Here is a 14,493-nt window from a genome sequence, read left to right on the forward strand (position 1 = left end):
CTCAGTGCCTCCCACGATCACCGCCGTAGGCTGACGGGATGCCGGGCTCCCCGTACACCGATCTCGACCGACCGCCGCTGTCGGCGGCCCGGCTGCGGCGCGCCCTTGTCGCGCCGAACGGGCCGTGGGCCCGCCTGGAGCTGTATGCCGAGACCGGCTCGACAAACGCGGACGTGGCCGAGGCCGCCGCGGCCGGTGAGCCGGAGGGCCTGGTCGTGGTGGCCGAGCGGCAGACCGCCGGCCGTGGCCGGCGCGGTCGGGTCTGGCAGTCACCGCCGCGGGCGGGAATCACCACAAGCGTGCTGCTCCGGCCCGGCGAGGCCGCGCCGGACCGCGACTGGCCGGCGGTGCCACCGACCGGGTACGGCTGGTTGCCCCTGCTCGCCGGTGTCGCGCTTGTCGAGGCGGTCGACCGGTTGGCCGAGTTGGAGGCCACCCTCAAGTGGCCCAACGACCTGCTCATCGGCGACGCCAAGTGCGCCGGCGTGCTGGCCGAGGCGGTGCCCGGACGTTCCCCGGCACAACCGCCTGCCATCGTCCTCGGCATCGGGCTCAACGTGACCCTGCGCGCCGACGAGTTGCCGGTGAACCCGACCGGGTTGCCGGCCACCTCGCTGCGACTGGCCGGTGCGGCGGCCACCGACCGGGACCCGCTGCTGCGGGCCCTGCTGCGGGCCCTCGCCGAGTGGTACGACCGTTGGCGTTCCGCCGGTGGGGACGCCGTGACCAGCGGCCTGCGCGACGCCTACCTGGCGGCCTGCGCGACGGTCGGCCGCGAGGTGCGTGTCCTGCTTCCCGGCGGCGACGACCTGACCGGCACCGCCACCGGCGTGGACCCCGACGGCCAACTCCTGGTCACCAGCGCTACGGGCGAGCGTGCCCTGGCCGCCGGCGACGTCCTGCATCTGCGCTGACGCCGCACAAGTGCAAGATCACGGACAGCGGGTGGGGCCGCGTGGCGGATGTCGGGGCGGGGCTCGGGGGGTTTACGGTCGGCGCGTCGAGTAACTGGCGTTGGAGGTTGTCGTGGCGTTTCCCGAAGACGTGCTCACGAAGGACGAGCACGTCGTGCTGCACCTGCACCCGCACTGGAAGGCGCTGATCCGGCCGATCACGGTGCTGGTGCTGGCCATCGCCGCGGTGGTGGTCGGCGTGCTCCTGCTGCCCGAGAGCAGCGGTGGTTCGATCGCGCTGGCCGTGATCGGAGTGATCGGCCTGGTCGCGGTCCTCTGGCTCGGTCTGTGGCCGTTCCTGGTCTGGCGTACCACCCACTACCTGTTCACAAACGAGCGCGTGCTGTTGCAGCAGGGTGTCTTCTCGCGGGACCGGCGGGACCTTCCGCTCACCCGGATCAACGACCACTCGATGAACCAGCACTTCTTCGAGCGGCTGCTCGGCTGCGGCACCCTCACGATCGAGTCGGCAGGTGAGCGCGGCCAGTCGGTGCTCGCCGATGTGCCGGGTGTCAGCCGGGTGCAGACCACCCTCTACGAGCTGGTCGAGGCGCAGCACGACAAGCACTCGCTCGGCGACGGGGAGATGCGTGACATCCTCGCCGACATGCGCGAGGGCAAGCCGCTGCGTGACACCACGAGCTGATCGCGATCGGCACTGACCGTCCCGGCCCGAGCATCGGGCGGGACGGTCAGGCGCGCTTGTCGGCCCCGGGCCCCACGGCCTCGGACGGCGTGGCCGGAGTCTCGGCCTCGGGCGGCCCGCTCTCGGCGGGCCTGCTCTCCGACGGTCCGGTTCCGGCCGGTCCGCTCTCCGACGAGCTGGTCTCGGGCGGTCCGCCCTCCGGCGGGCCGACCTCGGCTGGTGAGTCGCCCTCGGCCGGTGTGGCGTCGGGGTTCGTCTCGACCGGCCGGAGCGCGAACCAGCCACGGAAGCGGGTCCGCAGCACCTCCTGCTCGGGACGGTTGTCCGGGCCGAGGCGGAGCATGGTGCCGGTGAGGATGACGGTGCCGAGCCCGGGGCGGGCGGACGACGGGCGGGCGCCCATCACGTCGACCCGGACGGCGAGGCGGTCACCGGCGCGTACCGGGGCGAGCCACCGCAACTCCTCCAGACCGGGGGAGGCGTCCGCCGCCGCGCGCGACAGCAGGTGATCGACGTACGCCCGCATGAACAGGCTGACCGTGTAGAAGCCGCTGGCGATCACTCCGCCGTGCCGGCTGGCCTCGGCCAGCTGCGGGTCGACGTGATACCACTGCGGGTCGAAGCGACGGGCGAAGGCAAGCATCTCGTCGCCGTCCACGGTCACCGTCCCGAGGTCGACGGTGAGCCCCGGGACGAGATCCTCGAAGAACAGCTCGGCGGGCGCTCCGGTTCCGGAACGGGTGGCGGGAGGCGTCACCGGCGGGGCGAGCGACGGGTGCCGGCGTGCAGCTCCGCGGCGAGTTCCGCGTCCAGGTCGGCGGAGAGGCCGGCGGTCATCGGTGTGGGCCGTTGCTGGGTGGGAGCGGCGCCGGTCGGGCCGGGCGTCGGGTCGGGTCGGTCACTGGCCTGCGCCTCTTCCAGCTCGGAGACGGATTCGGCCAGCTCGGCGACCGGGTCCATCTCGGCCAGGGTGTCCCACTCGTCGCGCGGGATGTCGTGCCAGGTCGGCTCGGCCTTCGCCTTGTCCTCGGCCGGCGAGACGGGCTGGAAGACGAAGGTCCGGTACGACCAGAACCGGAACAGCGTGCCCAGCAGGACACCAGCGGTCTTCGCCACGTTCAGCGCCAGCAGCCCGTGCACGCCGAGCCCGTACTTGGCCGCGGCCACGGCGCCCAGTTCGATGAGCAGGCCGGCCCCGTTGAACAGGAAGAACAGGAGGTATTCCCGACGAAGCGCCGATTTCGGACGATCCCGGTACGTCCAGTGGCGATTCATCAGATACGACGTGATCGTTGCGACGAGTGTCGCGATCACGTTCGCCTTCAACTGACCATTGGCGAAAACGGTAAGTGCAAGGGCATTGAACACCGCGTAATTGATGACGGTGTTGATGCCGCCGACGATGCCGAATTTGAGCGCCTCGCGGATGAACTTCTGCCAGCGCTCAGGCAACAGACGGACAAGACGCATGCGAAACACCTTAGGGCAGTCGGTGAAGCCGGCGATCACCGGCCGGACGAGGTGGGCGGCAGGTCACGCCCCGTGGTCCCGGTCGTGCTCCACCTGCGGAACGATCGGAGTTCCCGCTTCGACAAAGACGAACCGCCGGTAGGACCAGAATCGGAACAGCGTCCCGAGGCCCGTGCCGACGATGAAGCTGGCGATGTTGTCGGCGAGCTGCGTCTGGAACACGGCCGGCCAGATGCTGCCGAGCCCGTAGCGGCTGATCGCGAGGCAGGCCACCGCGATGCCGAGGCCGACGGCGTTGAAGAAGAAGAACAGCGCGTACTCCCGCGCGGGGTTGCTGCGCTGGCGGTGCCGCCAGGTCCAGAACCGGTTGCCGATGAAGGCGAAGGTCGCCGCGATCACTGTCGAGATCGTCTTCGCGGTGACCTGTTCCATGCCCCGCACGGTCGTCAGGTAGTTGAAGAGCGCGAAGTCGATGAGGAAGGCGATCCCGCCCACGGTGGCGAACTTGCTCAGCTCGCGTACGAGGTGACCGAAACGGTCGAACAGCCCGCGGATCAGACCCGGTCGGGTCTGCCGGGAACCCGGTTGATCCCCGGTCATCGTGGCGGCCACGGGGCGAGCTTACCGGCTGCCGGCCAGTCGGCGGGGTAGCAACGGCGACGGGACATCGTCGCTCGTGCCAGCCCCTTTCGCCCAGTACGCCGCAGTTGAACGCAGCGTAACCACAGGGGAGGACTGATGCGCCCCGGAACGGGAATCCCCGCACCGGTCGGCCGGGGGGTTGACGGTCCGACCGGAACGCGCGTCGACCGGGGTGCACAACAAGATTTGCGTGAAACTGCGCAGGAAAGCGGGTATCAGATCGTGATGCCGCAGCGTGGCCGTATCTTGTGCAGTTCTTCACAACCCGTCCCACTGTCTAGGAAGGCTGCCCGGTTTACGCTGAGGCCAATCCCAGGTTTCCACGAAGGCGGCGCGCGGCGTCGCTGAGACTCGTGCATCCCATAGATCGGTCAGCGTCGACCACAAGGAGATGTGTCATGGTTGCTCCGGCTGTAGTGCGGGGTATCGATCAGGCCCCGACGTCCCATCCGAAACTGCTTGCCTGGGTCCGTGAGGTCGCGGAACTGACCACCCCCGACCGGGTCGTGTGGGTGGACGGGTCGGACGAGGAGTGGCGTCGCCTCACCGATGAGCTGGTCGAGGCCGGCACCCTCATCCGGCTGAACCCGGAGAAGAAGCCGAACTCGTTCTACGCGCGCACCGACCCGACGGATGTCGCCCGGGTCGAGGAGCGCACCTACATCTGCTCCGTCGACGAGGCGGACGCCGGCCCCACCAACAACTGGATGGCGCCGGCCGAGATGAAGCGGACGATGACCGAGCTGTACCGCGGTTCGATGCGCGGTCGCACCATGTACGTCATCCCGTTCGTGATGGGCCCGGTCGAGGCCGCGAGCCCCATGTTCGGCGTAGAGATCACCGACAGCCCGTACGTGGTCGCCTCGATGCGCATCATGACGCGGATGGGGGCGCGCGTCCTCGAGGCGATGGGCGACGACGCCGACTTCGTGCACGCGCTGCACTCGATCGGCGCCCCGCTCGCCCCGGGCCAGCAGGACGTGGCGTGGCCGTGCAACGAGACCAAGTACATCTCGCACTTCCCGGAGACCCGGGAGATCTGGTCGTACGGGTCCGGCTACGGCGGCAACTCGCTGCTCGGCAAGAAGTGCTACTCGCTGCGCATCGCCAGCGTGATGGGCCGGGACGAGGGCTGGCTCGCCGAGCACATGCTCATCCTCAAGATCACCTCGCCGGAGGGCAGGGTCCACCACATCGCCGGCGCCTTCCCGTCCGCGTGCGGCAAGACCAACCTGGCCATGGTGGAGCCGACCATCCCGGGGTGGAAGGTCGAGACGATCGGCGACGACATCGCCTGGATGCGGTTCGGCCCGGACGGCCGGCTCTACGCGGTCAACCCGGAGTACGGCCTCTTCGGCGTGGCGCCCGGCACCGACTGGAAGACCAACGCCAACGCCATGCGGACGCTGGACCGGGGCAACTCCGTCTTCACGAACGTCGGCCTCACCGACGACGGTGACGTCTGGTGGGAGGGCATGGGTGAGCCCCCGGCGCACCTGATCGACTGGAAGGGCAACGACTGGACGCCGGAGAGCGACGGACTCTCCTCCCACGCGAACAGCCGGTTCTGCACTCCGATCACCCAGTGCCCGATCCTCGCCGACGAGTACTTCGACCCGAACGGCGTTCCGATCGACGCGATCCTCTTCGGTGGTCGCCGTAAGGACACCATCCCGCTTGTCACCGAGGCCCGCGACTGGGTGCACGGCGTCTACATGGGCGCGACGCTCTCCTCGGAGACCACCGCCGCCGCGTCCGGCGCGGTGGGCGTGGTCCGCCGCGACCCGATGGCGATGCTGCCGTTCATCGGCTACCACGCGGGTGACTACTTCCGGCACTGGATCGAGATGGGCAAGGGCACCGACGGCGACGAGGCCAAGCTGCCGAAGATCTACTACGTGAACTGGTTCCGTAAGGACCCGGACGGCTCGTTCCTGTGGCCGGGCTTCGGGGAGAACTCCCGGGTGCTCAAGTGGGTCGTCGAGCGGCTCGAGGGCACGGCCGACGCGGTCGAGACCCCGGTGGGCATGGTGCCGACGCCCGATTCGCTCGACGTCGAGGGCCTGGACATGACCCCGGAGGACGTCCGGATCGCGCTGAAGGTCGACCCGGACGAGTGGCGCAACGAGCTGCCGATGATCACCGAGTGGTTCGAGAAGTTCGGTGACAAGCTGCCCGGCGTGCTCTGGGCCGAGCTGGACGCGCTGCGCGCCCGCCTGGACGCCGCACCGACGCGCTAGGTGTGAAGAGCGCGCCCTGCGGGCAACAACGGATCCCATGAGGACGGCCGCCGAGACCGAGGTCCGGCGGCCGTCCGCCGTCCGGGTGCTCACCTTCCTGCTCGCGACGACGGCGGCGGCCACCGTCGTGGTCGAGCTGCTCAACTGGTGGTACGCCCCGGAGCAGGGCTTCGGACTGGCCGTGCGCACCGGCTGGGCGATGCTGCGCTCGTTCGGCTTCCTACTGCTGATCGGGCACGTCCGCCGGGGCCGTACGGTGGCCCGCCCGTTCGGGTTGATCCTCGCGGTCACCACGATCTTCGCCGTCGGCCGGCTGATCGTGCCCCGGCAGGGGGTGCCGCCACTGCCCGGACTGCTCGGCTTCGCCGTCCTGACCGCGCTCTGTGTGACTGTGGTCTGGCTGCTCTACCGCTCGTCGGCGCTCGCCGGGCATTTCGTCCGGCACCGACCCCGGCTGGTCATCGACAAGGCCGGCATCTCCTGGCGGGAGACCCCGCCGCGCCGACCGCAGGCCAGCGGTTGGCTGCTGACCAGCCGGGTGGCGGCGTTCACCTACAGCCCGCTGATGCTGGTGCCGGCCCTGGTGGCGACAGGCGCCATCCTGGACGATCGTCTGTCCGCCGTACCCGCCGTGCTGTTCTGGTTCGGTGCGGGCATCGCGGCCAGTTACGCGGTGCTGTTCTGCACCGCGTTCCTGATGCGCGGCAAGCACTGGGCGCGTGGCCTGCTTGTCGTCGTCACGCTCGCCGTCCTCGCCGTGGACCTGCCGCTGTGCTGGTGGCTGCTGGGCCTGGACGGCCTGGTGCGCGACGGCGCGCCCCTGGTGGCCGCCGCCGGCCTGGCTCTCTACGGCCTGCGCCGCGCGGCCCGAGCCCCGGACGCCGCAGGGGCCTGACCCCGGCCTGCCCGGGACAATTGTCACCGCGCACCCCGTACCGGTGGCTCTGCCGGCACCGTCCGCCCGTTCGTAGCGTGCTGGGCATGGGTGACATCGCCGTACAACTCACTGGACTTACCCGATCGTTCGGACCCGTGCGAGCCCTTGCCGGCATCGACCTGAGCATCGCGCGGGGCAGCATCGTCGCACTGCTCGGCCCCAACGGGGCGGGCAAGACGACAGCCATCTCGATCATGCTCGGTCTCACCCCTGCCGACGCCGGAACGGTGGCCCTGTTCGGCGGCTCCCCGACCGAGGCGGTCCGGGCCGGCCGGGTCGGCGCGATGCTCCAGGGGGCCGGAGTCGTGCCCGCCGCCACCGTTCGAGAGGTGATCGAGTTGGCCCGCGCGCTGTATCCGCGCCCGTCGGCCAGCGAGTGGATCCTCTCGACGGCCGGACTGACGGGCCGGGCGGATCGTCGGCTGGACCGACTCTCCGGCGGGGAGGCGCAGCGCGCCCGGTTCGCGTTCGCGCTGGCCGGCGGGCCGGAGCTGCTGGTCCTCGACGAGCCCACCGCGAGCATGGACGTCGCCGCCCGGCAGGAGTTCTGGGCCGCCCTGGGCAGGTACGCCGCCGAGGGCAACACCGTCCTGTTCAGCACCCACCAGTTACACGAGGCCGACGAGCACGCCGAACGGATCGTGGTGCTGGCCGCGGGCCGGGTGGTGGCCGACGCGCCGCCCGCCCGGATCCGTGCCCTCGCGGGTAGCCGCACCGTCGCCTTCGACGTTGCCGGCGCACCTGTCACTGGGCTGGACCTGCTGCCCGGTGTGCGGACGGTGGAGGTGCGGGGTGACCGGGTGGTGCTCACCACCGACGACGCCGACGCCACTGTCATCGCGTTGGCGGGCGCCCGCGGTTGGCGCGGCCTGGAGGTCTCCGTCGCACTGGAACCCGCCTTCCTCACTCTCACCGCCGCCGAAGGGGAGCACTGACATGCGCGCCTACCTACGATTCGAGCTGCGCCGGCTGGCCCGGGACCCTCGTCTCCTGCTGTTCTCGGTCCTCGGCCCGGTTCTCACGTACCTGATCTTCTCCGGATTCGCCGACGGCGGCGACCAGTTGGAGGGCGTGGACGCGCCCGCCGCGCTCATGGTCGGCCTGGCCGGGTACGGCGCCGTCGCGGGCGTGCTCTCGGTGGGGTCGTCGGTCGCTCAGGAGCGTGCGGTCGGCTGGCTGCACCAACTTCGCCTCACCCCGCTGCCGCCCTGGCGCGCAGTAGTGGTGAAGGCCCTGGTCAGCACGCTGATCGGGGTGCCGTCGGTGGTCGCGGTCGGTGTCGCGGGGCGGCTCCAGCAGCACGTCCACCTGGACGCCGCCCGCTGGGTCGTACTGCTGCTGGTCTTGTGGATCGGCTCGGTACCGTTCGCCCTGCTCGGTCTCGCCATCGGCTACGGGCTCGCTCCGCAGTTGGCCCAGCCGGTCAACTTCCTGGCCTTCCTCGGCCTGTCTGTCCTCGGTGGCCTGCTGCTGCCGGTGACGTACTTCCCCGCCGCGCTGCGGCACCTGGCGCACGCGCTACCGACCTACCGGTACGCCGAACTCGGCTGGCGGTCGGTCGCCGGGCAGGCACCCACCCCGTCCGGGCTGGGCCTGCTCATGGTCTGGACCGTGCTCTTCGCCGCCGTCGCGGCGTGGGCCTACCGACGCGCGGCCGTGGGTCGTTGACCACCGATACGGTCTTCACCATGCCTGGTAGCACCGATATGCCTGGTGGCACGGACGCCACGACGTCCGTCGACCGCAGCCGGCGGCGCCGAGGCGTCGTGCTCGTGATGGCCCACACGTTGTGGTTGTGGCTGCTGCTGCCGCCGGCCACCGCGATCGTGCGAGGACAGGTCCACCCGGTGCCGGTAGCGGCGGTCGGGCTGGCCCTCTTCGCGCTGCTCTACCTCGCCCTGGTGGCGGTGCCCGTGGCCGGACTGGCCGTCCGACCGGCGCTGCACCACACCGGGCTGGCCCTGCTCGCGCTCCTCGGGGTCACGCTCGCCGCCGCGTACGCGGGTGCTTCGGAGGGCTGGCTGGCCCTGCTGATGTACGTGTGTTCGGCGGGCGCGGTGGGACTGCTTCAGGTCGGGTGGGGCTTCGGCTGGGTCGGCGGCAGCGTCGCGGCCGTGCTGACGATCGGGGCAGCCCGACGCGTACCGGGCGACAACACCGCCCAGATCGCGCTGATCACGCTGCTCGCGGGGGCCATGACCCTGGCGTTCGCCCGGGTGGCCCGTCTGGTGGACGAGTTGCGTCGCACCCAGCGTGAGCTGGCCCGCACGGTGGTCGAGCGGGAACGGCTCCGGTTCGCCAAGGACCTGCACGACCTGCTCGGCCACACGCTGTCGCTGGTCGTGGTGAAGGCCGAGGTGGTGCGTCGGCTCACCGCGACGGACCCGCAGCGGGCCACCGCCGAGGCGGCCGACATCGAGCGGATCGGTCGTACCGCCCTCGCCGAGGTGCGGGAGGCGGTCACCGGCTACCGCGAGCACAGCTTCAGCCGCGAACTGGACAACGCCCGTACCGTCCTGGCCGATGTCGGCATCACGGTCACCGTGCGGGCCGGCGGGCAGCTCGACGTCGAGACCGACGACGTGTTCGCCTGGGTGCTCCGAGAGGGGGTGACGAACGTGCTACGACACAGCCGGGCGTCGCGTTGCGCCATCGAGGTCGACACCGACGCCGACGGGTCGGTGCTCACCGTCCGGGACAACGGCGTGGGCGGCCGACCGACGTTCGGCAACGGCCTGCGAGGGCTCACCGAGCGGCTCGATCAGGCGGGCGGCACCCTGCAGGCCGGCCCGGCGCCCGGTGGAGGTCTGCAGCTCACCGTCCGGGTCCCCGCGAGTCGGGTCGCGACGGTGGCCGGATGATCCGGCTGTTGCTCGCGGAGGACCAGGGCATGATGCGCGGCGCGCTGGCCCTGCTGTTGAACCTCGAGCCCGACATGGAGGTGGTGGCCGAGGCCCGAACCGTCGCCGAGACGTTGGAGGCGGCCCGCCGGAGTCGCCCGGACGTGGCACTGCTGGACATCGAGATGCCCGATGGCAGCGGCCTGGACACGGCGGCCCTCCTGCGGGAGCAGGTGCCCGACTGCCGGGTGCTGATCCTCACCACGTTCGGCCGGCCCGGCTACCTCCGACAGGCGATGGAAGCCGGCGCGGCGGGGTTCCTGGTCAAGGACGGGCCGGTGGAGGAACTCGCGGTGACCGTCCGCCGGATACTCGCCGGTGAGCGGGTGATCGATCCGGCGCTCGCGGCGGCCGCGTTGTCGGCCGGGCCGAACCCGCTCACCGACCGGGAGCGGCACGTGCTTGCCGCTGCCGTGGACGGTGCCCCGGTCGCCGACATCGCCGCCCGGCTCCACCTGTCCGAGAGCACCGTCCGCAACTACCTGTCGGCGGCCATCGGCAAGACCGGCACCCGTAACCGGATCAAGGCCGCCCACCGGGCCAGAGCCAACGGTTGGATCTGACGACCGGCCCCGGCCCGCCCGGACGGTGTGGGTGTTCGGCCGGCTCCGGCCGTGCGGCACCGGGCTGGTCGAGCCGCCAGGGGGCAGGATGGCGGATGGCGTCTGTCACAGCGGCTGACGTCGGCGACGCGGGCGGACCGCCGGGCGGGGCAGGAGCGGGCCGCCCACCGAACGGAGGGAGGCGCGCCGTGAGCGACGAGTTCGACGTGGTGGTGGTGGGAGCGGGACCGGCCGGGGCGGCTGCCGCGCTCACGGCCCGCCGGGCGGGCGCCAGCGTGCTGCTGCTGGACCGGGCCGACTTCCCCCGGGACAAGGCGTGCGGCGACGGGATCGCGGCACACTCGGTGGACGTGCTCGCCGAGCTGGGCGTCACCGAGGCGGTCGCCGGGTACGCTCCGCTGCCCGCGCTGCGGATGGTGTCGCCGGGCGGCCAGGCGGTCGCTCGGGCGCTGCCCCGGCCCGCGTACACAGTGCCTCGGGAGGTCTTCGACGCGCGGCTGGTGGCGGCGGCGGTGGCCGCCGGGGCGCAGTTGCGGCGGCACAACGTCCGCCGGGTCCAGCCGCGCGCCGACCGGGTGGTGCTCGACGGGGAGCTGTCCGGCCGGGTGGTGGTGGGCGCGGACGGCGCCGGGTCGGTGGTGCGCCGCGCCCTCGGCCACGAGGTGAATCCCGACCGGCACCTTGCGCTTGCCATCCGGGGATACGCTCCGGCGCTGCCCGGCCCGCCGGAGCAGCTCATCGTCACGTCGAAGGCGCGCTGGCCGGCGTACGCCTGGTCGTTCCCGATCGGCGACGGGCGGGCGAACGTCGGGTACGGGGAGGTCCTGCGCGGCGAGCCACTGAGCCGGGCGTACCTGCTGGATCGGCTCGCCGCGTTGCTGCCCGGCACCGACCTGTCGACGGTGACCGCCCTGCGCGCCCACCACCTGCCCCTGTCCACGCACCGGCCGGCGCCGGGCCGGGACCGCACCCTGCTGGCCGGCGACGCCCTGTCGCTGATCAACCCGTTCACCGGGGAGGGCATCTTCTACGCGCTGCTCTCCGGTGCGCTGGCCGGAGCCGCGGCGGCCCGTACGCCCGAGGCGGCCGCACGTCGCTACGCCGTGGGTCTGCGTCGTCGCCTCGGCACCCACCTGCGGCACAGCTCGGTTGCCGCGTGGCTGGCGCGACGGCGGCGAGTGGTCGACGCGGCGGTCCGGGCGGCCCGCCGGGACGACCGCGTCTTCGACGATGTGGTCGAGCTCGGGCTCGGCGACGGGCGGCTCACGGCCCGTACGCTGGGCATGATCGGCATCGAACTGACCGGCGGGGATCGCCCTCCGAAGGGGTGATCCTGCCGGCGGGTCGCTACGCTGCTAGGTGATGACGCTGCGGAACCTTATCTACTCCGTGTACGAGCGCCGGCTCACGGCGAAGCTCGCGGGCAAGCCGGTGCCCCGACACGTCGGGGTGATGTGCGACGGAAACCGCCGGTGGGCGAGGGAGATGGGCTACGTCGACCCCAACGACGGGCACCGGGTCGGCGCGGCGAAGATCAAGCACGTCCTCGGTTGGTGTGACCAGGCCGGCATCGGTCACGTGACCCTCTACCTGCTGGCCACCGACAATCTGCGCCGCCCGGCCAGCGAGCTGGATCCGCTGCTGCAGATCATCGAGGACCTGGTGGTGGAGCTGGCCGAGGAGGGCAACCCCTGGCGGCTGCGCATCGTCGGCGCACTGGACCTGCTGCCCGCGCAGACGGCGGCGGCGCTCAAGGGCGCCGAGGAGCGCACCCGGGATCGCAGCGGCGGCGCTGAGGTCAACATCGCCGTCGGCTACGGCGGCCGGCGGGAGATCACCGACGCGGTCCGTTCGCTGCTGCTGGAGCACGCTGCCTCCGGCGGAACCATCGAGGAGCTGGCCGAGGTGCTGGACGTCGAGCACATCGCCGAGCACCTCTACACCCGCGGCCAGCCCGACCCCGACCTGGTCATCCGCACCAGCGGGGAGCAGCGGCTGTCCGGGTTCATGCTCTGGCAGTCCGCGCACTCGGAGTTCTACTTCTGCGAGCTCAACTGGCCGGATTTCCGGCACATCGACTTCCTGCGCGCGCTGCGCTCGTACGCGACACGTCAGCGCCGCTACGGGGCGTGAACCCCGCCGGGACGGGAGCCGGTCGGGGTCAGGGCAGCCGGGTCAGGGCCCGGGTGAGGAAGTCACCCAGTGCGGCCGGGGACTCGATGGTCAGGTCGGCGGCGTCGGCCACCTCCTGACCGGTCTCCGGGTTGGCGACGGCCACGCAGACGCCGAAGAAGTCCGGATCGGCCTCGGCGCGGGCGCGCAGCGCGGCGAACGCCTTGATGTCGGACACGTCGTCGCCGAAGTACCAGGCGCCGGTGGCGCCCTGGACCACCTCGCCGATCACCATGCCCTTGTCCCGGTCGACGGGCGGCTTGAGCTCCAGCACCATCCGGCCGGCCTGCACCCGCAGCCCCAGCCGGTCGGCCTGTGCCTGCCCCCACTGCTGCACGGTCGAGCCGAGCTGCGGCGCGGTACGCCAGTGCAGCGCGACCGAGAGCCGCTTGTACTCGACGAGCGTGCCCGGTGGCAGCTCCGCCCGGGCCAGGTCGGCCAGCTCGGCCATGGTGGGCACCCACGGCAGGGCGGTGGGCTCGGTGACGGTCTCCCCACCGGAGTGGCTGTGCTCCAGCCCGTAGAGGCCGTAGAGGTCGACGCCGCTCAGCTCGCCGAGGCGATCCCGGAGGAACTCGACGGGCCGCGCGGAGACGATCGCGATCCGCTGCACCACCGGAGCCAGTGCCTCGATCGCGGCCAGGGCGTTCGGCGCGGGGCGCACCGCCGTCGGGTCGTCGTCGACGGGCGCGAGTGTGCCGTCGAAGTCGAAGAAGAGCACGGTTCCGCCCGCCCGGCCGGCGGTGACCTGCCATGCCTGGTCGGCGTTCAACGGGGTTCTCGGCTGGTGGTTGCCCAGATTCAACGGCGGCACGCGCGTCAGCGTACCCCGGCGTTGAGGGCTCATTCCTGGCCGAGCACCACCGCTCGGCGGCGCGCGGTCAGCGTTCGGCGGCTCCTCGTCCGCGGCGCCCGAACGGCACCACAGCCGCGTCCTGACCGTGGCTGAGCAGGTAGCCCTCCACGAAGCCGGTGTTGCGGTCCCCGGTGTGGGTCTCGATCTCGTTGAGGCGTGCCACCAGGAACTCGGTGAGGGCGCTGATCCGGTCGTCGAGTCGCTCGTGCAGCTCGGCGACGACGGCCAGGATGACCGCCGTACCGGCGCTGGTGAGCGCGAGAAGGTTGACGAGCAGCGGCAGCTGCCCACCGTTGACCGCGAGGGTCACCACGTTGCCGGTCGCCCACAGTGTCATCGACACCGTGGCGACCACGACTGCCCACCACTTCAGGGTCATGGACAGACCCCTCCTTATGTCCCGCAGGGCTGGGTTCGGCCTTGTCCCGTCCCCCCGCCGATGACGAGCCCAAGCAGTACGAGTAGGGACGCTAGCGTGCCCGTTGTGGCCCCGGAGCGAAACGAATGAACCTGACCAGGCGTTCTTTCGCCATCTGAGGAACTACCCTGCTTGATTACCTCTATTTCGGACATCGACCGGCAACGTTGGGCGATATGCGAGGTATCTAATGGTTTCGCGGATGTGGAACTTCTCCGCGTCCGACACGTTCGGGTCGACCAGGCGACGCAGCAGGGCCTCCACGTCCGGGTCCATCGGCGGGGTCGGCTGGCCGGCGCGGGGGCCGCTCGCGGTGCGGTCCCAGCCGAGCGCGGCGAAGGCGGCGGCGGGGTTCAGGCCCAGACCCTCGCAGAAGGCGACGACGCGTTCGGCCTCGGGATCGCTGGCCCAGTCCCCGCGGACCCACCGGTTGATGGTCTGCCGCGAGACGCCGGTACGCCGCGACACCTCGGTGCCGCTCCAGGCCCGCGTCGCTCGCGCCTCGTCGAGGGCGCGCCGGACGAAGGTGGCGAAGGCGATTTTTCGCGCATTGGCCGTCTCGGTCACCCCGTGACGGTACGGCCAGCCGGGCGCGGGTGTGCGCCCAGGCACGCTGCTGTCACGCGGACGTGACGGCACTCTCGGATTTGCGGTAAACGATCCAGCGCCGCTCTGGAGGGGTGTCACCCGGGCAGA

General features: G+C 71.5%; 16 protein-coding genes. 10 read left to right on the forward strand and 6 right to left on the reverse strand.

What is annotated here, in order from left to right:
* Positions 1–38: 38 nt before the first annotated feature.
* Positions 39–914, forward strand: coding sequence for a biotin--[acetyl-CoA-carboxylase] ligase (locus tag ACLQ26_RS17945; protein WP_425745476.1), 876 nt, complete (start codon positions 39–41; stop codon positions 912–914).
* A 112-nt stretch (positions 915–1,026) separates the two neighbouring features.
* Positions 1,027–1,599 carry a PH domain-containing protein gene (locus ACLQ26_RS17950; RefSeq protein ID WP_425745477.1) on the forward strand — a complete coding sequence of 191 codons (573 nt, stop codon included), beginning with the start codon at positions 1,027–1,029 and terminating at the stop codon, positions 1,597–1,599.
* A gap of 46 nt (positions 1,600–1,645) precedes the next feature.
* Here ACLQ26_RS17950 and ACLQ26_RS17955 read toward each other — a convergent pair whose 3' ends face one another.
* From ACLQ26_RS17955 to ACLQ26_RS17965, 3 genes are all read right to left on the reverse strand, one after another.
* On the reverse strand, positions 1,646–2,356 hold the full coding sequence (locus ACLQ26_RS17955) for a MaoC/PaaZ C-terminal domain-containing protein (protein ID WP_425745478.1): 711 nt from the start codon (positions 2,354–2,356) through the stop codon (positions 1,646–1,648).
* Positions 2,353–3,069: a GtrA family protein gene (locus ACLQ26_RS17960; protein WP_425745512.1), complete on the reverse strand. Its 717-nt coding sequence runs from the start codon at positions 3,067–3,069 to the stop codon at positions 2,353–2,355. The genes ACLQ26_RS17955 and ACLQ26_RS17960 overlap by 4 nt, the downstream gene beginning before the upstream one ends.
* A gap of 63 nt (positions 3,070–3,132) precedes the next feature.
* Positions 3,133–3,669 (reverse strand): GtrA family protein, encoded by a 537-nt coding sequence (locus ACLQ26_RS17965; RefSeq protein ID WP_425745513.1) that lies wholly within the window; start codon positions 3,667–3,669, stop codon positions 3,133–3,135.
* A 440-nt stretch (positions 3,670–4,109) separates the two neighbouring features.
* Here ACLQ26_RS17965 and ACLQ26_RS17970 point away from each other — a divergent pair, with 440 nt between their 5' ends.
* From ACLQ26_RS17970 to ACLQ26_RS18005, 8 genes are all read left to right on the forward strand, one after another.
* A complete protein-coding gene (locus tag ACLQ26_RS17970) occupies positions 4,110–5,951 on the forward strand; it encodes a phosphoenolpyruvate carboxykinase (GTP) (protein ID WP_425745479.1) in 1,842 nt (613 codons plus the stop codon).
* Positions 5,952–5,988: 37 nt separating this feature from the next.
* Complete coding sequence (locus ACLQ26_RS17975) at positions 5,989–6,846, forward strand: hypothetical protein (RefSeq protein WP_425745480.1); 858 nt, start codon at positions 5,989–5,991, stop codon at positions 6,844–6,846.
* A gap of 137 nt (positions 6,847–6,983) precedes the next feature.
* Complete coding sequence (locus ACLQ26_RS17980) at positions 6,984–7,823, forward strand: ABC transporter ATP-binding protein (protein WP_425745481.1); 840 nt, start codon at positions 6,984–6,986, stop codon at positions 7,821–7,823.
* 1 nt (position 7,824) lies between these two features.
* Complete coding sequence (locus ACLQ26_RS17985; RefSeq protein WP_425745482.1) at positions 7,825–8,556, forward strand: ABC transporter permease; 732 nt, start codon at positions 7,825–7,827, stop codon at positions 8,554–8,556.
* Positions 8,557–8,576: 20 nt separating this feature from the next.
* Positions 8,577–9,749 (forward strand): sensor histidine kinase, encoded by a 1,173-nt coding sequence (locus ACLQ26_RS17990; RefSeq protein ID WP_425745483.1) that lies wholly within the window; start codon positions 8,577–8,579, stop codon positions 9,747–9,749.
* On the forward strand, positions 9,746–10,351 hold the full coding sequence (locus tag ACLQ26_RS17995; protein ID WP_425745484.1) for a response regulator transcription factor: 606 nt from the start codon (positions 9,746–9,748) through the stop codon (positions 10,349–10,351). Before ACLQ26_RS17990 ends, ACLQ26_RS17995 begins: the two co-directional genes overlap by 4 nt.
* A 95-nt stretch (positions 10,352–10,446) precedes the next feature.
* Positions 10,447–11,682 carry an NAD(P)/FAD-dependent oxidoreductase gene (locus ACLQ26_RS18000; protein WP_425745485.1) on the forward strand — a complete coding sequence of 412 codons (1,236 nt, stop codon included), beginning with the start codon at positions 10,447–10,449 and terminating at the stop codon, positions 11,680–11,682.
* Between the two features lie 31 nt (positions 11,683–11,713).
* A complete protein-coding gene (locus ACLQ26_RS18005; protein WP_363678495.1) occupies positions 11,714–12,484 on the forward strand; it encodes an isoprenyl transferase in 771 nt (256 codons plus the stop codon).
* Between the two features lie 28 nt (positions 12,485–12,512).
* Here ACLQ26_RS18005 and otsB read toward each other — a convergent pair whose 3' ends face one another.
* The 3 genes from otsB to ACLQ26_RS18020 form a co-directional block, all read right to left on the reverse strand.
* On the reverse strand, positions 12,513–13,337 hold the full coding sequence (gene otsB, locus ACLQ26_RS18010) for a trehalose-phosphatase (RefSeq protein ID WP_425745486.1): 825 nt from the start codon (positions 13,335–13,337) through the stop codon (positions 12,513–12,515).
* Positions 13,338–13,404: 67 nt separating this feature from the next.
* The gene (locus tag ACLQ26_RS18015) at positions 13,405–13,758 is read right to left on the reverse strand and encodes a hypothetical protein (RefSeq protein WP_363678499.1); all 354 of its coding nucleotides are present in this window, start codon (positions 13,756–13,758) and stop codon (positions 13,405–13,407) included.
* 162 nt (positions 13,759–13,920) lie between these two features.
* A complete protein-coding gene (locus ACLQ26_RS18020) occupies positions 13,921–14,364 on the reverse strand; it encodes an XRE family transcriptional regulator (protein WP_425745487.1) in 444 nt (147 codons plus the stop codon).
* Between the last annotated feature and the right edge of the window lie 129 nt (positions 14,365–14,493).

Origin of the sequence: Micromonospora sp. DT43 (assembly GCF_049841645.1) — a bacterium.
Classification (GTDB): domain Bacteria; phylum Actinomycetota; class Actinomycetes; order Mycobacteriales; family Micromonosporaceae; genus Micromonospora.